Source organism: Saccharothrix australiensis, assembly GCF_003634935.1.
Lineage (GTDB): Bacteria > Actinomycetota > Actinomycetes > Mycobacteriales > Pseudonocardiaceae > Actinosynnema > Actinosynnema australiense.
Genome location: NZ_RBXO01000001.1, coordinates 2,455,802 through 2,477,824, shown reverse-complemented (window position 1 = coordinate 2,477,824; position 22,023 = coordinate 2,455,802). Strand labels below are relative to the sequence as shown.

The 22,023-nt window shown below is 73.0% G+C and carries 18 protein-coding genes; 7 read left to right on the top strand and 11 right to left on the bottom strand.

Annotated elements, in window-relative coordinates; translation table 11 throughout:
- Positions 1-26: 26 nt before the first annotated feature.
- Positions 27-1,577, bottom strand: a complete 1,551-nt coding sequence (locus C8E97_RS11625; RefSeq protein WP_121004459.1) for a GMC family oxidoreductase — start codon at positions 1,575-1,577, stop codon at positions 27-29.
- A 736-nt stretch (positions 1,578-2,313) separates the two neighbouring features.
- Between C8E97_RS11625 and C8E97_RS11620 the strand changes: the two genes are divergently transcribed.
- Positions 2,314-3,408 carry a sensor histidine kinase gene (locus C8E97_RS11620; protein ID WP_121004454.1) on the top strand — a complete coding sequence of 365 codons (1,095 nt, stop codon included), beginning with the start codon at positions 2,314-2,316 and terminating at the stop codon, positions 3,406-3,408.
- Positions 3,405-4,082 (top strand): response regulator, encoded by a 678-nt coding sequence (locus C8E97_RS11615; protein WP_211346976.1) that lies wholly within the window; start codon positions 3,405-3,407, stop codon positions 4,080-4,082. Before C8E97_RS11620 ends, C8E97_RS11615 begins: the two co-directional genes overlap by 4 nt.
- Before the next feature lie 275 nt (positions 4,083-4,357).
- Here the strand turns inward: C8E97_RS11615 and C8E97_RS11610 are convergent, their stop codons facing one another.
- The gene (locus C8E97_RS11610) at positions 4,358-5,806 is read right to left on the bottom strand and encodes an FAD-dependent monooxygenase (protein WP_121004451.1); all 1,449 of its coding nucleotides are present in this window, start codon (positions 5,804-5,806) and stop codon (positions 4,358-4,360) included.
- Between the two features lie 49 nt (positions 5,807-5,855).
- On the opposite strand from C8E97_RS11610, the gene C8E97_RS11605 reads away from it, so the two are divergent.
- On the top strand, positions 5,856-6,461 hold the full coding sequence (locus C8E97_RS11605; protein WP_246018820.1) for a TetR/AcrR family transcriptional regulator C-terminal domain-containing protein: 606 nt from the start codon (positions 5,856-5,858) through the stop codon (positions 6,459-6,461).
- 225 nt (positions 6,462-6,686) lie between these two features.
- Here the strand turns inward: C8E97_RS11605 and C8E97_RS11600 are convergent, their stop codons facing one another.
- The 7 genes from C8E97_RS11600 to C8E97_RS11575 all read right to left on the bottom strand — a co-directional run bounded on the left by C8E97_RS11600 (position 6,687) and on the right by C8E97_RS11575 (position 14,240).
- Positions 6,687-7,592, bottom strand: coding sequence for a fibronectin type III domain-containing protein (locus C8E97_RS11600; protein WP_147455073.1), 906 nt, complete (start codon positions 7,590-7,592; stop codon positions 6,687-6,689).
- Between the two features lie 103 nt (positions 7,593-7,695).
- Positions 7,696-7,845, bottom strand: coding sequence for a hypothetical protein (locus C8E97_RS34440; protein WP_211346974.1), 150 nt, complete (start codon positions 7,843-7,845; stop codon positions 7,696-7,698).
- 65 nt (positions 7,846-7,910) lie between these two features.
- Positions 7,911-9,167 (bottom strand): cyclase family protein, encoded by a 1,257-nt coding sequence (locus C8E97_RS11595; protein ID WP_121004441.1) that lies wholly within the window; start codon positions 9,165-9,167, stop codon positions 7,911-7,913.
- A 266-nt stretch (positions 9,168-9,433) separates the two neighbouring features.
- Positions 9,434-9,808 carry a hypothetical protein gene (locus C8E97_RS11590; protein ID WP_147455072.1) on the bottom strand — a complete coding sequence of 125 codons (375 nt, stop codon included), beginning with the start codon at positions 9,806-9,808 and terminating at the stop codon, positions 9,434-9,436.
- A 14-nt stretch (positions 9,809-9,822) separates the two neighbouring features.
- On the bottom strand, positions 9,823-11,844 hold the full coding sequence (locus C8E97_RS11585; RefSeq protein ID WP_121004435.1) for a carbamoyltransferase family protein: 2,022 nt from the start codon (positions 11,842-11,844) through the stop codon (positions 9,823-9,825).
- Between the two features lie 558 nt (positions 11,845-12,402).
- Positions 12,403-13,641, bottom strand: a complete 1,239-nt coding sequence (locus C8E97_RS11580) for an MFS transporter (RefSeq protein ID WP_121004431.1) — start codon at positions 13,639-13,641, stop codon at positions 12,403-12,405.
- 86 nt (positions 13,642-13,727) lie between these two features.
- Positions 13,728-14,240 (bottom strand): winged helix-turn-helix transcriptional regulator, encoded by a 513-nt coding sequence (locus tag C8E97_RS11575; RefSeq protein WP_121011317.1) that lies wholly within the window; start codon positions 14,238-14,240, stop codon positions 13,728-13,730.
- Positions 14,241-14,336: 96 nt separating this feature from the next.
- On the opposite strand from C8E97_RS11575, the gene C8E97_RS11570 reads away from it, so the two are divergent.
- Complete coding sequence (locus C8E97_RS11570) at positions 14,337-15,131, top strand: DUF899 domain-containing protein (RefSeq protein WP_246018819.1); 795 nt, start codon at positions 14,337-14,339, stop codon at positions 15,129-15,131.
- Between the two features lie 239 nt (positions 15,132-15,370).
- Here the strand turns inward: C8E97_RS11570 and C8E97_RS11565 are convergent, their stop codons facing one another.
- Positions 15,371-16,930, bottom strand: coding sequence for an eCIS core domain-containing protein (locus C8E97_RS11565; RefSeq protein WP_246018818.1), 1,560 nt, complete (start codon positions 16,928-16,930; stop codon positions 15,371-15,373).
- A 437-nt stretch (positions 16,931-17,367) separates the two neighbouring features.
- Here C8E97_RS11565 and C8E97_RS11560 point away from each other — a divergent pair, with 437 nt between their 5' ends.
- Both C8E97_RS11560 and C8E97_RS11555 read left to right on the top strand, forming a co-directional pair.
- Positions 17,368-18,237 (top strand): WXG100 family type VII secretion target, encoded by an 870-nt coding sequence (locus C8E97_RS11560; protein ID WP_121004428.1) that lies wholly within the window; start codon positions 17,368-17,370, stop codon positions 18,235-18,237.
- On the top strand, positions 18,237-20,240 hold the full coding sequence (locus tag C8E97_RS11555) for a hypothetical protein (protein ID WP_121004425.1): 2,004 nt from the start codon (positions 18,237-18,239) through the stop codon (positions 20,238-20,240). Before C8E97_RS11560 ends, C8E97_RS11555 begins: the two co-directional genes overlap by 1 nt.
- Positions 20,241-20,360: 120 nt before the next feature.
- On the opposite strand, the gene C8E97_RS11550 is transcribed toward C8E97_RS11555, so the two are convergent.
- Positions 20,361-20,918, bottom strand: a complete 558-nt coding sequence (locus tag C8E97_RS11550; RefSeq protein ID WP_121004421.1) for a TetR/AcrR family transcriptional regulator — start codon at positions 20,916-20,918, stop codon at positions 20,361-20,363.
- 149 nt (positions 20,919-21,067) lie between these two features.
- Between C8E97_RS11550 and C8E97_RS11545 the strand changes: the two genes are divergently transcribed.
- Positions 21,068-21,910 (top strand): alpha/beta fold hydrolase, encoded by an 843-nt coding sequence (locus C8E97_RS11545; RefSeq protein WP_121004418.1) that lies wholly within the window; start codon positions 21,068-21,070, stop codon positions 21,908-21,910.
- The last annotated feature ends 113 nt before the right edge of the window (positions 21,911-22,023 follow it).

The window sequence follows — 22,023 nt, the reverse complement described above, 5'->3', positions numbered from 1 at the left end:
CGGCGCCGGCCCCGCACCCCGTGCCCTCAGCCGGCGCGCAGCAGCTCCGCGACCCGCTCACCGATCGCGATCACCGACATGTTGATGTTCGCCCGCACCATGCTCGGCATGATCGACGCGTCCGCCACGTACAGGTTCTCGACGCCGTGCACCGCGCCGCGCTGGTCCACGACCGCCATCTCGTCGTCGGCCGGGCCCATCCGCGCGGTGCCGACCGGGTTGTACGCGGGGTCCACCGTCGCCCGGACGTAGTCGCGCACGGCCTCGTCGGAGTCGACGAGCGCGTCGTCGAGCAGCACGACCCGCTCGGCCAGGCCGCGGATGGTCGGCGACTGCGCCACCTCCCACCCGATGCGCAGCCCGTCGGCGAGCAACCGGTGGTCGTGCTCGGTGGAGAGGAAGTTGAGGTCGATGCGCGGCGCGACGCGCGGGTCCTTCGACGCCAGCGTGACGCGACCGCGCGAGCTGGGCTCGCGGGCGACGACGAGCACGGTGAACACGCGCCCGGCCTGCGCGGCGTCCCGCAGGTGCGGGAACTGCGTGGCCAGGTCGAAGTGGTTGACCATCGCGTAGTACATGTCGTTGGCGCGCCCGGTGCTCTTGGCCGCGGTGCGCAGCACGATCTGCCCCACCGACGCGCCGAAGTTCTCGGCGCCGGGCTTGGGCACCATGAACACGCCGGTGCGCGCCTGGTCGTTCAGGCCCGCGCCGACGCCCGGCAGGTCCAGCCGCACGTCGATCCCGAACCGGCGCAGGTCGTCGCGCGGCCCGATGCCGGACCGCAGCAGGATCGCCGGCGAGCCGACCGCGCCCGCCGAGAGGATCACCCGGCGCGCCCGCAGCTCCTGCGTGGCCGACCCGGTGACCACCTCGACGCCCCGCACGACGCCGCCGTCGAGGAGCACCCGGTTCACCACCGCGCCGGAGAGGATCGTGAGGTTCTCCCGCGCGCGGGCCTCCGGCAGGTACGCCGACGCGGTCGACACGCGCACGCGGCTGTCGCGCCGGTTGGACGGCGCGGGGCCGACACCGGTCGACGTCGGGTGGTTGTGGTCGACCGACCGGGGGAAGCCGGTGGCCAGGCACCCGTCGTAGAACGCCTGCTGCGCGGCCGTCAACTCCTCGGACCGCCAGCGGCGAATCGGCATCGGGCCGCCGCTGCCGTGGAACTCGCCGCCGAAGTCGAGGTCGTCCTCGATCCGCCGGAAGTGCGGCAGCACCTTCGACCACGCCCACTCGGGGTTGCCGGCGGCGGCCCACTCGTCGAAGTCCTCGGGCATTCCCCGGATGGCGATCGTATTGCCCACCGCCGACGAACCGCCGGCCACCTTGCCCTGGAAATAGCGGGTCCTCCGGTCCGGCAGCAAATCGGCGGAAAACCGCCAGTCGTGGTGCACCAGGGACATCTGGTTGCCGTCGAGCAGGTCTTCCGGGGTCTCTTCCGGCGTGCGGTAATCGGGGCCGGCCTCGATCAGGGCGACCCGCCTGGACGGGTCTTCGCTCAGGCGCGCGGCCAGGGGGATCCCGGCGCTGCCCGCCCCGACGATGATGTCGTCGAACGTCTCCGGCACGCTCATTGGCGTCCTCCGCGTCTTGGTTGGCGTTGGGCTGTCACGGCCCGCGTGCCGCGCCACACCACGTCGGCGGCACCGGCCCGCGGCCGGCCGTCGGCGTCGGCCGATCGGCGGCGGTCACGGACGCCCTGATGGCTGGTGGGTGGCCGCGCGGCGCCCGACCGGCGGCGATCGTCCCGAGAGGACGGTGGCCGGCGGTGGACGGCGGGCGGCGGGGTGGTCGTCGCCGGCCGGGGAACCGCCGCCGGGCGGGAAGGAGCCGCCGCCGAGCCGGGTAGCGCCGCCGAGCCGGTGGCCGTCGCCGAGGGGGTGCGGCCGTCCGCCCGCGCGGTCGACGGGCGGACACGACGGCCCGTCGGGGAAGAATCGCGGTTTTCGGCGGATCGGCAGTTTTCCGAAGAATTCTCGGTTCGGCGGTCCGGAGCGGGCGATGACGCGGCAGAGGAGCGCATTGCGGACCTCCAGGGGTCAACGCTCGCAGAAACAATCATCAGCTTGTCGGCAACACCACGGAGTGTATCCAGGCCACCCCGGCGCGACTTCTTCGATATTGCCCCTCGCCACCGCCGCCGACCGCAACGCGAACGACGTCCGCGCCGGGTGCCCCGACCGGTGTCCACGCGCCGCGCCGAAGGGTCGTCCCCGCTTCGGGGAACGGTCCGCCTACCCCCAGGAGGGTAGGGCGGGCTCCTCCTCACGAGGGGCGACCCGGCCACCGCCGCGACGCTAACGTGGGCCGGTGCGATCCCAGCCGATAGCGGTGGACGCGTTGCTCGCCACGGTGGTCGCCGGTCTCTCGACCACGACCGCCGTCACCCGCGGCGTGTCGGACCCGGCCGCCCTCGTCCTCGTCGGGCTCACGGCCGCACCCCTCGCACTGCGGCAGCGCGCGCCCGTGGCCACGATGGGCGTGGCCCTCGGCGCGCTGGGCGCGTGCGCGGTGATCGGGGAAGACCTGGCCGCCGCCGGCGGTTTCGGCGTGCTCGTGGCGATGTTCACCGTCGCGACGCTGCGGCCCCGGCCGGTGGCGGCGGCGGTGTTCGCGGCGACGACGCTCGTGGTGTGGGCGGCGCACCTGCGGCTGTCGGCGGACGGGACGTGGTCGGCGGCGGCGCTGTCGACGGTGGTCGTGCTCACCGCGTGGGTGCTCGGCGAGAGCACGCGGAGCTGGGGCGACCGCGTGCGGCGGCTGGCCGCGCGCTCCGCGCGGGCGACCCTCGACCGTCGGCTGCGCCTCGCGCACGAGCTGCACGACCTGGTGGCGCACCACATGTCCGTGGTGACGCTGCAAGCCGGTGTGGCGCACTACGTCCTGGACAGCGACCTCGACACCGCGCGGCGGGCCATCGCGACCGTCGGCGACACCGGCCGCGAGGCGCTGACGGAGCTGCGGCGGCTGTTCGACGTGTTGCGCGTCGGCGAACGCGGCGAGCTGGGCCCGAACCCCGGCCTGACCGACCTGGGCTGCCTGGTGGACCGCGTCCGGCTGGCGGGAGTCCCCGTGGACCTGGAGGTGCGCGGCGAGGCGCGGCCGTTGCCCGCCGGGACGGACCTGTGCGCGTACCGCGTCGCGCAGGAGTCGTTGACCAACATCCTCAAGCACGCCGGGCGGGCCACCGCGCGCGTGACGCTCGACTACCGCGGCGACGTGCTGACGCTGGGCATCGTCAACACCGGCGGCCCGCCACCGCCGCCGCGGCCCGACCACACCCCGGACGGCATCCGGGCGATGCGGGAACGCGCCGAGCTGTACGGCGGGACCGTGACCGCCGAGCCCGTCGACGGCGGGTTCGCCGTCGTGCTGCGCCTGCCCACCGCGCGGAGCGGCCGATGACCACGCGCGTGCTGATCGCCGACGACCAGCCGCTGATCCGGGCCGGCCTCGTCGCCCTGTTCACGGCCGCGCCGGGCTTCACGGTCGTCGGTGAGGCGGGCGACGGCGAGCAGGCCGTGGCCGTGACCGCGGCGACCCGGCCCGACGTCGTCCTCATGGACATCCGGATGCCCGTCCTCGACGGCATCGCGGCGACCCGCGCCATCCTGGCCGGCCCGGCCGACCCGGCGCCGCAGGTCATCGTGCTCACGACGTTCGACCTGCCCGAGTACGTCTACACCGCGCTCGGCGAAGGCGCGTCCGGCTTCCTGCTCAAGGACACCCCGCCCGACCGCATCATCTCGGCGGTGCGCGCCATCAGCGCGGGCGACATCCTCCTCGCGCCCGCCATCACCCAGCGCCTGATCGAGACCTACGCCGACCGGCACCGCACCACCGCCGCCGACCACGCGCCGCTGTCGGAGCTGACCGCGCGGGAGACCGAGATCCTGCGCCTCGTCGCGCACGGCCTGACCAACCAGGAGATCGCGCACCGCCTCGTCCTGAGCGAGGCGACGGTCAAGACGCACGTGAAGCGCATGATGGCGAAGCTCCGCCTCAACAGCCGCGCCCAGGCCGTCGTGGCGGCCTACGAATCCGGTCTCGTCACGCCGCGCGCGAGGAGGGAGGGGTGAGGGCGGAGCGGCGGGTCGGGCCCCCGAGCCCGACCCGCCGGCCACCGCGCCCGGCCGCCGGCGGTCAGGTCCGCTGGGAGTGCCACACGAGCATCGCGGGCACACCGGCGTCGGCGGCCCGCTTCGCCTCCGGCACCCGCGTGAACTCCGCCGGCACCGGCCCCAGCGCGGCCACGTGCGTCAGCGCGTGTTGAATCGCCTCGGCGGCTCGGCCGCCTTTGGTCGGGCCATCGCGCCTGATTTCCCGCCGATCCCGCTTTTGGATCGGCGGGAAATCAGGCGCGACAACTCGACGCGGCCTCGCGTGCCACGGGTGTGATGTCGGCACCCGCCCACGCCACGTGCCCGTCCGGGCGGATGAGCGCGAACCGGACGCCCTCCCAGTCGTCACGCGCCTCGGCCAGCGGGGCGCGATGCGTGGTGATCCCGACGTCCGGGACCGCCCGGTCGTCGTCGGCGAGGTCGAGCAGGACGTGCCGCCCGGCGCGGAGCAGCCCGAACAGGCCGGTGCCGTCGCGGAACCTCAGGTCCGGCGCGCGCTTCCCCGTGAGGGGGTGGGCGTCCGCGGTGGTGGGCGGGTAGGCGACGGCGAGCGCGGACAGGCGCTCGGCGAGGTCGCGGGAGAACTCGGGCACGGTGGCGATCAGGTCGCCGAGCAGGCTGCGCAGGGCTCGTGTCTCGGGCGTGAAGGACGTCATCAACGCGGTCTGCGCCCGCGTGGCGACCAGCAGGTCCGCGCCGACGGGGTGGCGCTCGGCGTGGTAGGTGTCCAGCAGGTCGTCCGACGCCCGCCCGGTCACGGTGGCGGCCAGCTTCCAGCCGAGGTTCGTGGCGTCCTGCACGCCGACGTTCAGCCCCACTCCCCCGGTCGGGAAGTGCATGTGCGCCGCGTCGCCGGCGAGCAGGACCCGACCGCTGCGGTACCGCTCGGCCTGGCGGGTGGCGTTGCCGAACCGCGAGAGCCACACCGGGTCGCGCATCCCGAAGTCGGTGCCGGTGATGCTCGTGACGGTAGCGCGCAACTCGTCCAGGGTGAGGTCGCCTGGCCAGTCGGCGCGGTGGCCGCCGGGGTCGCAGCCGACGAACCGGTGCACGCCGCCGGGCAGCGCCACGACCATCACGCCGCCGCGCGGACCGGACGCGTCGAGCACCGCGCCCGGCGGCGGGTCGTCGAGGACGACGTCGCCGAGCCAGCCCCACGTGGTGGTGTCCGTGCCGGGGAACGCGATGCCGGCGGCCGCGCGGACGGTGCTGCGCGTCCCGTCGCACCCGACGACGTACCCGGCGTCCAGCACGTACGGCCCTGCCGGGCCCTCGACCTCGACGGACACGGCGTCAGCGGTCTGCGTCAGCCCCGTGACGCGGTGCCCGCGCCGAACCCGCGCGCCGACCGACCGCGCGTGCTCGGCGAGCAGTTCCTCGGTGCGGGCCTGGGGCAGCGCGAGCGTGAACGGGAAGGGCGTGTCCAACCCGCCGAAGTCCATCCGGCTGTCCAACCCGCCGAAGTGCCCGTCGGGGATTCGCACGCCTTCCGCGAGGAAGCGGTCCGCGACGCCCCGGAACGCCAGGACCTCGATCGTGCGCGGGTGCACGGTGAGCGCCTTCGAGTGCGGATCGCGTTCCGGCCTGCTCTCCAGCACGGTGACCGCCGCACCACCCAGGCGCAGCTCCGCGGCCAACCACAGTCCGACCGGTCCCGCGCCGACGATGACGACCTGCTCCACGACTCCTCCTTGGTCACTGACCAATACCCATCGCCAGTACACTAGGTCGGTGACCAAGAGTCAAGGACGGCTCGACCAGGACGCCGTCGTGCGGGCGGCGTTGGCCCTGCTGGACGAACTGGGTGCCGACGGGGTGTCCATCCGGGGCATCGCGGACCGCCTCGGCGTCCGCATGAACACCGTGCTCTGGCACGCCAAGACCAAGGCGCGGCTGCTGGAGCTGATGGCGGACGCGATCGTCGCCGACGTCTCCCTGGACGGGCTGCCCGACCACTGGCGCGACCGGGCCCGCGAACTGGCCCACCGCTACCGCCGCGCCCTGCTCGCGCACCGCGACGGCGCGCGGGTCGTGGCGGGCACCTACGCCGCCGAGCCGGCGACCCTCGGCCTGGCCGAGGCGCTCGTCGACGCGCTGTCGCGCGGCGGGTGCCCCGACCGGGAGGCGGTCTGGACCTGCTGGTCCATCGTCTACTTCGTGCTGGGCCTGGTGCAGGAGGAGCAGGCGGCGCCGCACGCCGCCGGCGACCGGTTCGCCGCCCTCGTCGCCGAGGGCGACTACCCGGCGTTGAGGCGGGTGCTGCCCCACCTGCGGGACACGTCCTTCGACGAGCGTTTCGAGTTCGGTCTCGGGATGGTGTTGGACGGGTGTGTTTGATGGCTGTGTTGGATGGCCGCTGCTCCGCAGGCGGCGGCTCGGCCGCCCTGTGGTCGGGTCATCGCGCCTGATTTCCCGCCGATCGAAAAGCGTGATCGGCGGGAAATGAGGCGCGACAACCCGACGCGGCCTCGCGGTGCGAGGGCGGGAGAGGGGTGGGGAGAGGGGTCAGGGGGTCAGGGGGGCGGGGGTCAGGGGGGTGAGGGTCAGGGGGTGAGGGTGGGGTCAGGGGGTGGGTGGGGTGGTGAATACCAGGCCCTGGCTTCGGGGGGAGGACAGGCCGCGCACGTCTCGGGTGACGATCTTGACGCGGTGTTGGCTGTCGGGTGCCAGGTTGGTGATGGTCGCCTGCTTGTCGTGGACGAACGCGACCTGCTCGCCGTCGACGTAGACCTCGTAGCCCCGGGTGTCGAACCACCACGGGACGGCGTGCCAGGTCAGTGCCGCGCTGGTGGGCGTCACCTCGGTCACCCGCAGTGCGGACGGTCGGATCGGGTGCTCCACGATGACCGGCTCCGACACCAGCGTGCCCAGCACGGCGGGTGCCGCCGGGTCGTGGGCGCAGGTGGCCGTGACGGTGCCCAGCGGCGTCCCGTCGGCCCGTTCGACGCGCAGCGACAGCTCCAGGTCGCCGAGGTGGACGTCGTAGGCGCCGGCCCGGTGGAAGGTCAGCCCGGGGAACCCGCCCGCCGCCTTGACCGACGACCCGCCGGACGGGGTGATCCGCGTCGGCGCGAACGCCAGCGCGGCTTCGGCCGCCGTCGTGCCGCCGGGCCCGACGAAGGTCGCCGCGAGCGTCGCGGTGCTGTCGCCGTCCAGCCGCAGCCCACCGGGGACCGCCGACCGGCCCAACGCGTCGGACGCCCCGAGTTCCAGGTCCACGTCGATGAACGCCGGCTCCAGGTACGGCACGGAGTTCACGCCCGCGAAACCCTCGTCCGGCAGCACGCCCGTGACGTCCACCCGGACCGGCAGCCCCGGACCCGTGGCCACGGCGCACGTGTAGTCGAGCGCGAGCCCGACCGGTGCCGCCGACGCGACGGGCGCGCCGACGACCAGTGCCCCGGCACAGCACACCGACGCGGCCATCGCCCCGATCACGGTGCGCCGGAGGTCGTCTCTTCTTCGCATCATCCGTCCCTGGTGAATGGCCTCGGCTCCGCGAGGCGGGCGAGGCCGCCGTCGGGGCGCGGGGAGGGGATGGGGGACTGTCCGTTGTGGAAGGTGGTTGGGGTCAGCCGCGGAAGGGGTTGAGGTCGCGCAGCAGGTCCAGCAGGGGGGTGAGGAGGTCGGCCAGGACTTCCCGCACGCCCGGCACGAAGATGACCAGTACCAGGACCAGCGCCACGTAGGGCGCGACACCGCTCCTGCGCTTCGACGCCATGCGCACCCCCGATCACGTTGCCGCCTCCAGCATGGCACGACGACCCGCGTCCCGGCACCGCCCGGTCAGCGGCGGCGGGGCTGGCCCAGCGCCGCGGGCGGGGTGTTGCCCGCCGTCGCGCCCTGGGAGTACTGGGGCGTCACGATGAACACGAACTCGTGGACGCGGTCGGCCGCGAGGCGGTCCACGACGTAGGACTCGCCGATGCGGATGCCGTGGCGCATGATCAACTCCTGGTGCGCCGGGAACACGACGGCCGCGTCGTTGACCGGGTTGCCCACCACCTCCAGCGCCCACGTGTCGCCGCCGATGACCGCGGGCCGGGCGCGGGCCAGCCACCTGGCCTCGCGCAGGTAGATACCGGGCAGCCCCCGCGCGCCCTCCCAGCGCGCGATGTCGGCCGGGTCGCGGCGCGCCAGCAGGTTGCTCCACCCGGTGCGGAACAGGATGGCGTCACCGGGCTCCAGGCGGTCGATGCCGCCGAACTCCATCGCGTCCCGGATGTCCTCGACGGTGATGCGGTAGTTCTCGCGCAGCAGCGGTCGACCGTTGGCCGCGGGCTCGGCCAGGTCCTCCCGGCGGTCCCCGGCCAGCTTCACCCCCAGCACGTCCAGCAGCACGCCGCGCGTGACGACCGGGCCCACGTTCTCCGCCCCGAGCCGCACCGTGCCGTGGCCGCGCGCGATGTCCGGGCCGCGCAGGCCGTTGTAGAAGAACTCCGCCGCGCCGATGTGGTTGAGGTTGTCGAGCTGGCTGCCGATCTGGAAGGTCGTGGCCACGGGCCGCGGGTGCGCCGCCGAGAGCTCCGCCTCGAACCGCTCCTCGTGGATGCTGATCCGGTTGTCGCCCAGCGGTTCCGGGGTCACCAGGATGCCGCCCTGCTCGCGGAAACCCGGTGGCGGCTGGTAACCCAGGACGGTGAGCCGCTGCTCGTAGGTGCGGCGGGGCTCGGTCCGGAAGGCGGGGAAGCCGTTCCACATCAGCTCGCCCAGGTTGTAGGTGGTGACGTCGCGGCGGGGCCGCAGCAGGGCCAGGGCCGCGGCGGTCTTCGCCGGGGTGACCTCGTTGAGGGTGCCGCGCTGGTCGTCCGGCCCGTACCGGCTGGGCGCCCAGTCCGACAGGTTCGCCGGGTCCGCGTAGTCGAACGGCGTGTCGTCGAGCCGGGTGGCGTCGGCCTCAGCGGGCCCCGTGGTCGCGGATGCCGGTGCGGACGACGCGGCGCCGACGAGTCCGGCGGCGCCCGCCGCGCCCGCCATCCGGAGCACGTCACGGCGTCCGACGTGGTGGCGGACGAGGTAGTTGCGCAGCAGATCGGGGTTCACGGGTGACTCCTTCGGCAGGACGGCAATCCATGTGCTCTACCCGTCGAACGGCCGTGAGCGCAACGGGCTTCACCTCATCGCGGTAACGGGTTTCCCTGGCACTCCACCATATATGTCCACTGTGGACAGCGGGTGCCGGCGAACCGCCGGTGGCGAAGGCGCGGAGCGCCGTGAGCGCTCGCGATCGGAGGAGGCGGTCAGCCCCACCGAGGCCGACCGCCCGATCCCTCCGGGGACCGACGTGTCCCCGGACGCCGCCCGCCGGGCTACCCCGGCCCTGCGGACGACGTCCCGCCTGCGTCGGACCGGTCCCCGTGCGGCCGGGTGCGGTCCGGCGACCCGTACAGCGCGTACCGGACGGCCGCCGCGGCGGCACGGGCCGCGGAGAAGGCTTCCCGCAGCTCCACGTCCGTCGTGGCGGGCTCCTCGGCCCGGCGCACCCCGCCGTCCTCCACCGCCTGCTCCCGCCGCGCGTCGAGCACCCGGCCCACCCGGCTCGCGGCTTCCAGGCAGCACAGCCAGGCGTGCGACAGCGGGTCGTCCGCCCCGCCGTCCGCCTGCCGGTCCGCCTGGCGGAGCACGGCGTCGACCAGCAGCTTGACCTCTTCCGGCCCGGCTCCGACGACCGCGCTCGGCTCCACGGGCGCCCGCATGGTCAGGCGAGCGCTTGCGGCGTCAGCGAGAAGTACCGCTGCTGCCACAAACCGAACAGCTCCTCGCGCACCGCGTCGGTGAGCGGTCCGGCCAGGTGGCGCTCCGCCAGCGCGCCGAGCGTGCTCGCGCCGTCGGTGAAGCGGAGCAGGTCGAACACCGGCGACGAGACCTCCGCGCGGGGGCCGTCGGTGCAGGAGAGGTAGACGTGGCGGACCGACGCCGCGCCCGCGGCGCGGGGGTTCCACTCCTCCTTCAGCCTGGTCACCGGCCGCAGGCGCGGCACCAGGCCGTCCAGCGCGGGCAGCACGGCGTCCCGGCGGCGGACCAGGAAGTCCTCGATGACCAGCGCGTCGAGCCCGGTGGTGAGGAACGAGGTGATCACGTCGGTGGCCGTCTCGACGATCGGCTCCGCGTCGTTGTTGAACGAGGTGTTCAGCAGCACCGGTGTCCCGGTCAGCTCGCCGAACGCCTTGATCAACCGGTAGAACCGCTGGTTGGTCCCCGGGTCGACGACCTGGAGCCGGGCGGACCCGTCGACGTGCGTCACCGCGCCCAGTTCGTCCCTGCGGTCGGGGTGCACGTGGACGACGAACGACATGAACTCGTGGTCCGCCTTCGTCCCGGTGAGGTCGAAGTAGGTCGCGGCGTCCTCCGGGGTGACCGCCGGCGCGAACGGGCGGAAGCTCTCCCGCTTCTTGACCATCGCGTTGATCCGCGTGCGGTTCTCGGCGGGCCGCGCGTCGGCGATGATGCTCCGGTTGCCCAGGGCGCGCGGGCCGAACTCGGAGCGGCCGTGCGCCCAGCCGAGCACCGCGCCCTCGGCGAGCAGGCCGGCCGCCGCGGTGACGATGTCGTCGGGCCGCTCGTACTCGACCAGGTCGCTCCAGCCGCGCAGCGTGCGCTCGACCTCCGCGCGCGTGCCGAGGTGGCCGCCCAGGCTGGCGGTGCGCATCCGCGGCTGTCGGGCCGGCCGGTCGCCCAGGGTCTGGGCCGCCTCCAGGGCCGCGCCCTCCGCCGCGCCCGCGTCGTGCGAGGCGGGGTGCACGAACACCTCCTCGAACAGGCCCGAGCGCAGGAGGACGCCGTTGAGGCTGCTGTTGTGGGCGACACCGCCGACGAAGCAGAGCTTGGACAGCCCGGTCGCCTCCGCCCAGTGCGAGACGACGTGCAGCGAGACCGTCTCCAGCATCTCCTGGAGGCCGGCGGCGAAGTCCATGTGCTGCTGCGTCACCGGCTCACCGGCGCGCCGCGGCCACAGCCCGGCGGAGCGGAACGTCGCCGCCACCAGGTGCATGTCGACGGTGCCCTTGGTCAGCTCGTACTGGCCGTGGTCGTGCAGCGTGTACAGGGTGTGGAAAACGTCCCGGTACACCGCCGGGTCGCCGTACGGCGCGAGGCCCATCACCTTGTACTCGTCGCCGAAACCGTAGCGGACCAGGTTGATCGCCGACATGTAGAACAGGCCGAGCGACTGGGCGATGGAGTAGGTGGCGAGCTTCTCCAGTTTGTCCCCCTCGCCGCGGAAGATCGACGTCGAATCATCCTCGGAACGGCCGTCCATGACGACCACGAGCGCTTCGCCCATGCCCGACCGCGTGAAGCTGGACCGCGCGTGCGACAGGTGGTGCGCGGTGAACTGGAGGCGGTCGTCGGGCACGCGCCAGTCGAACTCCGCGTGCAGTTTGTCCTGGATCACCTGGCGGGTCGTGCGGGCGGGCAGGGTCGGGATCGCCGCGTACCACGTGTTGAGCGCGATGTCGCTGAATTCCTCACCGAAGTAGTAGCCGACGGCGTCGACGTCCTCCGGGCCGACCCCACCCAGGTCGAGGCACGCGCGGATGGCCGCGACCGGGAACTTGGTGGTGTGCTTGATCCGGTTGAAGCGCTCCTGCTCCACCGCGGCGACCAGCTCGCCGTCGGCGACCAGGCAGGCGGCCGCGTCGTGCATGTACCAGCGCGGGATGCCGGGTGCCAGGTCCACGTCGTCGGACCCGTAGTGCCCGCTCAGGCCGAGTGTCAACACAGTGTCTCCAAAAAAGGTCGCGCTCCCCCAGGAGCGGCTTGTGCCGCATTGGCGGCCGATGATTTCCGTACGGGTCGCGGATCATCTCCGGCCCGAACCACCACAGGCTACCCAGAGCACCGCTGGAGAACTTCTGCCGATTTCGCGTTCCGCCGCCCGGATCATTCCCCTACGGACCTGCGCAGCGCAGGTCAGAGCACTCGTGAAAATAATTGCGCGCATGTTCACCGACGGCAACGACGGCCCATTTGACGGCCACGGAGAGCGATCGCGGAACGCCTTGGCGGCACTTTATCGCGTAGGACGCTCGGAATGCTCGGTCGAACGCAGCGGAAAACACCGCCCGCGCGCGGGCGGTGTTCGACGGTATTCGGATGTCACCCCGGAACGATTCCGGCCGGCGGAACGCCCGCGGACGGCCGCGAGACCGGGCGGCGCGCCGGGGGTCGACCACCCGGCGACCCGTCGGGCCGGGGTCCGGTGCGGATCGGGGCGGCCGGTCGGACCGCCCGGATCACCCGGGCACCCCGACCGCGGCGGGTCGCCGCGGTCGTCGTGCTAGGACGCGGTGCCCGCGGTCGGCTCGACCGCGGCCGGCTGCCCGGCCGGCTCCTCGACCGCCGGCGGCTTCAGCAGGCCGGCGGCCCAGGCGACCGGGATCGTGGCGGCGGCGATGATCAGGCCGACGGCCACCGCGCCCGAGTCGCCGAGCCCGACGATCGCCACGCCGCCGATGGTCGAGCCCACCGCGATGCCGGCGTTGGCCGCCGAGGCGGGCAGCGAGGACGCCAACTGGCCGCCGGGTCCGGCGAGGCTGATCACGCGGTACTGGAACGCGGGCACCATGCCCAGCGCGAACAGGCCGAGGGAGAGCAGCGCGATCGCCGCGACGAACGCGATGGCGCCGCCGAGGAAGAGCACCAGCAGCGACGCCGCCGCGCCGATGGACCCGATGAGCATGGTGCGCCCGGACCGCTCGTCGGCGAACCGGCCGCCGCCGAACGAGCCGACCGCCGTCGCCACGCCGTACACTAGGAGGAAGACGCTGAGCAACGCGCCGGAGATGCCCGTGACGCGTTCCAGGTACGGCACGATGTAGGTCAGCGCCGTGTACAGCGACGCGAACGCCAGGAAGCCGAGGAACAGCACGGCGAGCACCCTCGGCGCGAACGCGTACCGCACCTGGTTGCCCGCGCCGCCGCCACCGCTCGCGCTCGGCAGGCTCGGCAGCAGCACGGTCGTGGCGACGGCCGTGAGCACGGCGAGCACGACCACCGCGACGAACGAGTTGCGCCAGCCGAGCGACTGGCCGAGCAGCGTGCCCAGCGGTGCGCCGGTCGCGGCGGAGACCGCGAACCCGGAGAACACCGTGGAGATCGCCCGGCCCGCGCGCTCCGGCGGGACGATCGAGATGCCCGCGACGAACGCGACGGCGATGAACAGGCCGTTGAGCGAGCCGGTGAGCGCGCGGGCCGCCAGGAACAGGCCGTAGCTGTCGACCAGCACCGGGACCAGGTTGCCGAGGGCGAACAGCACGACCGCGCCGACCAGGACGACCCGCTTGTTGAGCTTGATCGTCAGCGCGGTTAGCAGCGGACCGCCGATGGACATGCCGAGCGCGTAGGCGGTCACCAGCTCGCCGGCGGCGGGCACCGAGATCTGGAGGTCGGTGGAGACGAGGTTCAGGAGGCCGACCATGAGCAGCTCGGCCGAGCCCAGGACGTACGATCCGAGGAACAGCGTGGCCAGGACGAGGCTCGTCCGGCCCCGGCTCAGCGCCGCTTGTTGGGTACTCATCCGCACCTTCCTTGGTTGTCTTGTGTGGGCGGTCGCGCGTCGGGGTCCGCCGGAGGAGGCCCGCGACCGCCCCGCCCTCCTCCCGGTCAGGTACCGGTGTCGCGGTCGAGCGCGTTCGCGAAGGCGGCCTGCATCCGCGACGCCACGGTGGGGCCGTCCGGCGCGGGCCGCCGACGGGCCCCGGGTCCGAGGTGGATCTCGCGGAGTTCGTCCATGAACGCGTCCCAGACCGGTCGGCCGCCGCTGACGAGCACCTCCCCGCGCGCGGCGTACTCCTCGGAGACCGGGAGGTGCCGGACCCCCCAGTCACCCAACTGGGCGAAAATCGGTACCAGTTCGATCGCCTGCTCGGTGAGGCTGTAGGTCACCTTCTGCTTGTGCGTCGGGTGGTCCGACCGCGTCAGCAGCCCGTGCTCGACGAGCGTGTTGAGCCGGTCGGCCAGGACGTTCGACGAGATCCGCTCGGGGCTCGCGAGCAGTTCGCGGAAGTGCCTCGCCCCGCTGAAGATGACGTCGCGCAGGACGATCAGCGTCCACCGGTCGCCGAAGATCTCCAACCACTGACTGACCGGGCACCCGGACCGCACGTCCTTCCGCACCACACTCACCTCCGAACTGGTTGCATTCTTACACCAGTATGCCCTAGCCTGCTAGGCGGAAACCAGTTGCAAATCGATATCAGCACGGAGGCACCGTTGTCCTACGGAAACCTGCCCGAGGTGGTGACGCGCGAGGAGTGGCTCGCCGCCCGCAAAGAGCTCTTGGTGAAGGAGAAGGAGCTCACCCGTGCGCGCGACCGGGTGAACGCCGACCGCCGTCGGCTGCCGATGGTCCGCGTGGACAAGCCGTACACGTTCGAGGGCCCGGACGGCGCGGTGAGCCTGCTCGACCTGTTCGAGGGTCGCCAACAGCTGGTGATGCACCACTTCATGTGGGCCTTCGACATCGACGAGGAGGGGAACGAGCACCCCCGCGACACCGGCTGCACGAGCTGCTCGACCCAGGCCGACGTCATCCCGCGGCTGACCCAGCTGCACGTGCGGAACACCTCGCTCGTCGCGGTGACCCGCGCGCCGTACAAGAAGTTGGCCGCGTTCCGTGAGCGGATGGGGTGGACGTTCCCCTGGTACTCCTCGGCCGACAGCGACTTCAACTACGACTTCCACACGACGGTGGACGACCGCGTCGCGCCCGTGCTGCTCAACTACCGCACGGAGGAGGAACTCGCGGAGGCGGGCATGCCCTGGACGCCGGCGTGGCGGGGCGACTGGCCGGCCATCAGCGCGTTCCTCCGCGTCGACGACACCGTCTACCACACCTACACCACCTACGCCCGCGGCATCGAGTCCACCTGGGCCGCGAGCCACTACCTCGACCTGACCGCGCTCGGTCGCCAGGACGCGTGGGAGGAGCCCAAGGGCCGCGCGATCCCGCTGGAGATGCACGCGAGCGGCTCCGGCCTCCGGTTCCCCGACGAGTACGACGTCTGACCCGTGCCGAGCGGGACCGAGCGGCGTCCGCACGCCGCGCCGACCCCGCTCGACCTGGCACGCCCCGGGGCAGGTGCCACCCGCGCCGACGCCATCGGCGCACGTGGTCGTGATGTGACTGGTTCTCGTCCAGCGGGCTCGTCTTCGGCGGTGCGGCCTCCCCCTCCGCGCCGCCGATCCCGCATGTCCGGGCGCGGGCACGAGCCACCGCGCCGCCCGCGTGGTCGCGCGGCGCCCGGTCAGACGGTGTCGGCGGCCAGGGTCGTGCTCTCCCCGCCGATCGCCCACCACGCGGCGCTGTCGTAGGTGGGCAACCAGTACTGGGCACTGGCGGTGAAGGTCTTGGGGAACAGCAACGGGCCGTTGCCGCGCAACAACCGCACGACGTTCAGCGTGGTGTTCACCATGCCGATCCGGTACTGGTCACGCGGCGTGAGCTGGGCGCCGGCGGCCAGCAGGGGCGTGATCTCCCGGTTGATCGCGGCGGCCTCCTCCTCGATCATGTCGATGTTGTCCAGGACGTAGTCCGGCAGGTAGTTGGCGACGTAGTTCGGCCGCACCCGGTAGACGACGATCTTCGGCAACCGGCTGAGGTCGCGGTACAACCGCGTGGTGTCGACGTAGTGCGTGGCCCCCTGCGGCAGCAGGGCCGCCACCTGCGGGCCGGGGACGAGGGCGCCGGGGATCCACGTGTTGGGCGCGATCCAGTAGCGCAGGTGCGGGGCGTTGGGGGTCGACAGCGGGGGCAGGTTGCCCATCACCCACTCGTAGGCCGCCGCCCTGCCCGCGTTGTTCAGCCCCTGCATCGCTTGGCGCAACGGCACTTCGACCTCGTTGGAGTGGTTGCGGTTGGCCGTGGCCGTGCCCATGAAGATGTTGGTGGCGACGTTGTTGGCGCCGGCCACGAACCCGGCGTTGATGGCGTGCATGGCGGTGGCCACCTGCATGAGGTGCTCCTCGCCGACCGCGTTCGGGAAGAGCCGGGTGATCTCGCGGAAGCCCACCGGGTAACCGGGTTGCGAGTTGCCCCCGGTCTGCTGGAACAGCTGCTCGATCGCCACCAGGTTCCCGCGCGTCGCGCCGTTCGGGTAGGTGAGGCCGGAGTTCTGGAGGGTGTCCAGCGGGTGGCCGAGGCCCGCCACGCCGACCCCGCTCGGCGTCATGGCCCCGGTGAACGGTGCGAACCGGCGCTGGACGAACCCGGTCGCACGCGGGTCGCCCGCCGCCTCCTCCCCCGTCACCGCGCGCTGGGCGGGCGTCGGCATCGACAGCGCCCGGCCTGCGCCCGCCTCGGCCTCGCGCTCGAACCGGTCGCCGGGGTCGCTCACGCGCAGCCCGTCGCCGTTGTCGGTGCCGGCGACCGGCCCGGAGCGCTGCTGCACGACGTGGATCAGCTCGTGGGCCAGGGTGTGCCGGTCCGCGCCGCCCGCGCCGATGACGATGTGGCTGCCCGAGGTGTACGCGCGCGCGCCGATCTCCGCCGCCGAGCGTTGCGCGGCGGCGTCGGTGTGCACGCGCACGTCGGTGAAGTCCGCGCCGAGGCGCGACTCCATGTCGACGCGGGTCGCGTCGTCCAGCGGCTCGCCAGGGCGGCGCAGGACGTCCCGCACGCTCGACCGCTGCACCGGCGTCGACGCGCCGGGGTGGCCGGACCGCTGGAGCATCTCCACCACCGCCCGGTTGCCGAGGGTGCGCTGGAGGCCGAGCAGGCCCGCCCGCGGTTCCTGCGCGCGGGACCGGGCCGGCGCGCGGCCGGGCGCGTTCCCGTCGGGGTGCTTGTCGTGTTCGGGTGTGTGCACCGACCTGGTCCTTCCGCCGACGGGCACCGAGCCACCCCGACTGAACCCCAACCCCGGGGCGACCAGGACGAGCCGGCGCGCGGGAGTGGGGCGGCGGGGCAACAACCCTGCCCGAACGGGAACCCGTCCGGCGACCGCCCCACCGGGCCGGCACCGGGCCGGCACCGCGCCGCACGACCCGCCCGACGCGCGGCACCACACCCGCCCGAGCCGCACCGCGCGGCCCGCGACACGCGTCCCACACCGCGCGAGCCCGGTTGACCAGGGGGTTTCCCGGTCGCCGCGCCGGCCGAAGGTTCACCCGGCGAGTGATCGTTGGTTGCGCGTTGGTCGGACGTTGGCCGTGCGCAGTTCACTCCGACGTGCAGGAGTCCGATCCGAGGGAGGCAGTTGTGCGCCACTTGTCCACCACCGAGCCGGGAGAGGTGGGCTGATCCATGTCCGACCAGTTCGCCGGCGCGGGCATCTTCGAGAGCTACGCCGGGCTCGTCGAGACGATCGGGCAGGAGTCCGAGAGCGAGACCGCGCACGTCCTGGACATGACGTTCAGCGTGGTCGACGTCGTCGCGTCCACGGCCGCCCTCGTGGTCGACCCCATCGGCACGCTGCTGGCCGCCGGCATCGGGTGGCTGATCGAGCACGTCAGCTTCCTGCGCGAGCCGCTGGACGCCCTGATGGGCGACAAGGACGCGATCCAGGCGCACGTCAACGCCGTCAAGGGCGAAGCCAAGCAGATCCGGGACCAGGCCGCCCAGCACAAGGACGCGATGGGCAAGCTCACCGGCTGGCAGGGCAAGTCGGGTGACGCGTTCCGGGCGAGCATGGACCGGCTCGGCGGCGAGCTGGACTCGCTGGCCGAGGTCGTGGACGGCATGGCCCGCGTCACCGCCGTCACCGGCACCCTGATCATCATCCTGCGCGACATCGTGCGCGACCTGATCGCCGGCCTGCTCGCGCAGCTCGTCAAGGGCGCGCTGATCGCGGCCGCGATGGCGATCGTCACCTTCGGCGCGTCCATCGCCGGCTTCATCGGCTACGCCGTCGCCTCCGCCACCGCGCTGGCCGTGCGGATCGGCGCGCGGATCGCCAAGCTGATCGCCGCGCTGGGCAGGCAGGCCGCGCGGCTGGGCAAGCTCGGCACCGCGGCCAAGACCGTCTCGAAGAACTTCGAGCGGTTCGCCGACGGCGCCGAGATCGTGCACGAGGGCGCGAAGGCGGGCGGCGCGTACGGCAACTTCTACGGCGACGAGAAGAACCAGGGCAAGCAGGGCACCCCGCCGCCGTCGACCCAGCCGCAGGTGGCGTGATGGCGCGCTTCGGAGGCGGGTCCTCCGCCACTCCGCCACCGCCCCCGGTCCAGAGCCCGCCGCCGCCACCGCCGCCGGACCAGACCGGTGGCGACGGCTCGAACCCGTTCGACAGCCCGCCGCCCAGCCCGACCGACAGCACGAACTCGCAGGTCTCGGACCCGTTCGCCGACCCGGCGAACCCGTTCGACGACGGCTACGCCGCCAGCGACAGCGGCAGCGACAACGGCGTGACGGTCAACCCCCAGAGCCTGACCTGGGCCGCGCAGCAGCTGGACAGCCTGGAGCAGGGCTTGACCACGGCGGGCACCAACCTCGCGTCGCACCAGGCGACCGCGGACGCCTACGGCACCTTCGGCAGCATGATCACGCCGCCGTTGAACAGCAACATCACCCAGAGCGCCGAAGCGGTGCAGGCGGGCGCGCAGGGCGCGGCCGGCGCGGCGCGGAAGGTCCGCCAGTCGCTGCAAGAGCTGCTCGACGTCGACAGCGACGTCACCGACAAGCTCAACAACATCAAGACCGATCAGCCGGACGTCGGCCCGAGCGGGTCCCAGGGCGGCAACACGAACACGTCCAGCGGCGGCAACCAGCCCCCGCCGTCGGGCAACGCCGGCGGCCCGCCCCCGCCGCCTCCGGGCAGCGGCCCCGGCGGCGACACCCACACCTCGGGTGGCGGCAACAACACCGGCAACACCGGCGCGCCCCCGCCGCCTCCGCCGAGGCCGTCCGGCGGCAACACCGGCGCACCGCCGCCACCGCCACCGCGTCCCACGGGTGGCAACAACGGCGCACCGCCGCCTCCGCCACCGCGGCGTCCCGGCGGCAACACCGGCGCACCGCCGCCCGTGCCGCCGCCGTTCACCGGCAACACGGGCAACAACGGCGCACCGCCGCCACCGCCACCGCCCTTCACCGGCAACACGGGCAACACCGGGGCACCGCCACCGGTGCCGCCGCCGTTCACCGGGAACACCGGCAACAACGGCGCACCGCCGCCACCGCCACCGCCGCTCCCCGGCAACACCGGCGGTACCGGCAACACCGGAAACACCGGCAACGACCAGGGCGGCAACAACGGCCCCGACAACAACAACCAGGGCGGGAACAACCAGGGCAACGACAACCAGGACGGCAACGGCGGCAACAACGACGGCGGGAACAACGACGGCGGCAACAACAACGGGGACAACAACCAGAACGCCCCCGAGCCGACCGACATGCCGCCGCCGGGCGCGACGCCGATGCCGCAGAACGACAGCCGGCCGGTCAACGAGCGGATCAACGACATCGCCAACCAGCTCGGGCTCCAGAGCAACCCGGCGGTCGTCGTCATCCCCGCCGACCCGAGCATCAAGTACAACTCGCCGGTCTCGGCCCTGCCGGAGGGCAGCACCGTCGGGCTGACGCCCGAGCAGCAGAACATGACGCTGGGTCAGCTCATGGGCGTCGATCCCGAGCTCATGGCGGACCCGGACTTCGCGAACAGCCCGGCGTACTGGGAAGCGGAGCAGCAGGGCGGCGCGGCGTACAGCGCTCCCGACAACCTGCTCATCGCGGACAGCAACCACGCCGACAACAAGACGCTGTTCCACGAGCTCGGGCACGCCCGGCAGAACGAGCACGACATCAACAACCAGAACACCCAGCGCCTCCTGGTCGAGTACCACAACGTGCTGCTCAACGAGAACGCGCACAACCAGCTCAACCAGAACCCCACGCGCCTGGACTACATGCCGGACCAGGGCGTTGCCCCGCCGATCAGCTGGGACCAGTTCCAGAACTACCTACAGGGCAACGAAACCCGGATCGACCCGAACGACCCGAGGAGCGCGGTCGTGCAGCTGCCACCGGAGCTGAGGCAGCAGAGCCAGGCGGTCCTCCAGCAGATCGACCAGCTCACCGGTCCCGGTGGTCCGTACGAGGCGCAGGGTCCCGCCATCCGGAACAACCTGCTGAGGGAGTTCTTCTACGAGGAGAAGAGGGTGCACGCCAGGCCATGACCGTCGGGGGCGCGGTGCCGTGCCGGCGCCGCGCCCTCGCCCCTCCGTCGACCGCGGGCCGCACTACGACCGGGTGGTGCGGCCCGCGCCGTCGTGCGGCGGGCAGCAGGCCGGGCGGCATCAGCCGAGCAGCAGGTCGGGCAGCCGGGCGAGCGCCCGCCGGAACGGCGTGCCGTCGCCGAACAGCCGGCCGTACACCAGGCCGCCCTCGACCTGGGCGAACGCGTCCTCGGCCGCGGACCTGGCGTCGTCCTCGGCCCGGCCGCCGCGCCGCGCGGCGTCGGCCATCGCGGAGATCCACCCGTCGGCCACCGCCGCCGCCCGCAGCCGCACCCGGTCCGGCGCGCCGCTCAGCGGCAGGGTGTCCAGCACGCACGACAGCAGCCCGCCGCCGTAGAACTCGGCGATCCGCGCCGCCGACCGCGCGATGCCCGCCCGCACGTCCGGGTCCGTGCGCATCGGCTCCAGCAGCCCGTCGAACAGCCGCTCGACCCGGCCCAGGACCGCCTCGGCCATCTGCGCCTTGCCGTCCGGGAAGCGGTGGTACAGGCTCGCCCGCTTCAGCCCCGTGGACTCGGCCAGCGCGCCCAGCGACGCGCCTTCGTACCCGGCGGTGCGGAACACCTCCGCCAGGCGGTCGTACAGCTCGTCGTCGTGGACGGACGGTGGCCGGGCCATTCGTCCACGATTACCGAACGAACGGTCCACCCGCAAGGGTTACGACGAGGATCACGTGTCTCGCCGCCCACGTTGCTTTACCGATCGTTCGGTAATAGCTTCGCCGTTGTCGCACCGGCGACCACGAGCGAGACACCGAGAGGAACCCCATGCCGTACATCAAGGTCGGCCAGGAGAACAGCGCCGACATCAACCTGCACTACACCGACCGGGGCACCGGCCGGCCCGTCGTGCTCATCCACGGCTACCCGCTGTCCGGCGCGTCGTGGGAGAAGCAGGAGCAGGCGCTGCTGGACGCCGGCCACCGCGTGATCACCTACGACCGGCGCGGCTTCGGCAAGTCCGACCAGCCGAGCGTCGGCTACGACTACGACACCTTCGCCGACGACCTGGCCGCGGTGCTCACCGCGCTGGACCTGACCGGCGTCACGCTGGTCGGCTTCTCGATGGGCACCGGCGAGGTGGGCCGCTACCTCGCCCGGCACGGCGCGGCGCGCGTGGCCAAGGCCGTGTTCCTGGCGTCGCTGGAGCCCTTCCTGCTCAAGACGGAGGACAACCCCACCGGCGTGGACGCCGCGGTGTTCGACGGCATCCTGGCCGCCGCCAAGTCCGACCGCTATGCCTGGTTCGACCAGTTCTACCGCGACTTCTACAACCTCGACGAGAACCTGGGCTCCCGGATCAGCGAGGCGGCCGTGCGGACCAGCTACGCGGTGGCCGCGGGCGCGGGCGCGAAGGCGTCCTGGGCCGTGGTGCCCACCTGGCTGACCGACTTCCGGGCGGACATCCCCAAGATCGCCGAGACCGGCGTGCCGACGCTGATCGTGCACGGCACCGCCGACCGCATCCTGCCCGTCGACGCCGGCGGGCGGGAGTTCGCCAAGCGGCTGCCCAGCGCCCGCTACGTGGAGATCGAGGGCGCCCCGCACGGGTTCCTGTGGACCCACGCGGACGAGATCTCCGAGCTGCTGGTGGAGTTCCTGGCCGCGTAGCCGCCACCGGTCGGGGTGACGGGCGGTCCGCCACCGCCCGTCACCCCGACCGGTGGTCGGTCGAGAGGCCGGCGGGCAACGCCGCCGTAGCGGGAGGTGAAGAAGTTTCACCT

Excerpts from the sequence above, each read along its gene's own strand:
- C8E97_RS11625 (WP_121004459.1), bottom strand. The coding sequence starts at position 1,577 with ATGAGCGTGCCGGAGACGTTCGACGACATCATCGTCGGGGCGGGCAGC.
- C8E97_RS11615 (WP_211346976.1), top strand. The coding sequence starts at position 3,405 with ATGACCACGCGCGTGCTGATCGCCGACGACCAGCCGCTGATCCGGGCC.
- C8E97_RS11600 (WP_147455073.1), bottom strand. The coding sequence starts at position 7,592 with ATGCGAAGAAGAGACGACCTCCGGCGCACCGTGATCGGGGCGATGGCC.
- C8E97_RS34440 (WP_211346974.1), bottom strand. The coding sequence starts at position 7,845 with ATGGCGTCGAAGCGCAGGAGCGGTGTCGCGCCCTACGTGGCGCTGGTC.
- C8E97_RS11580 (WP_121004431.1), bottom strand. The coding sequence starts at position 13,641 with ATGAGTACCCAACAAGCGGCGCTGAGCCGGGGCCGGACGAGCCTCGTC.
- C8E97_RS11560 (WP_121004428.1), top strand. The coding sequence starts at position 17,368 with ATGTCCGACCAGTTCGCCGGCGCGGGCATCTTCGAGAGCTACGCCGGG.
- C8E97_RS11555 (WP_121004425.1), top strand. The coding sequence starts at position 18,237 with ATGGCGCGCTTCGGAGGCGGGTCCTCCGCCACTCCGCCACCGCCCCCG.
- C8E97_RS11550 (WP_121004421.1), bottom strand. The coding sequence starts at position 20,918 with ATGGCCCGGCCACCGTCCGTCCACGACGACGAGCTGTACGACCGCCTG.
- C8E97_RS11545 (WP_121004418.1), top strand. The coding sequence starts at position 21,068 with ATGCCGTACATCAAGGTCGGCCAGGAGAACAGCGCCGACATCAACCTG.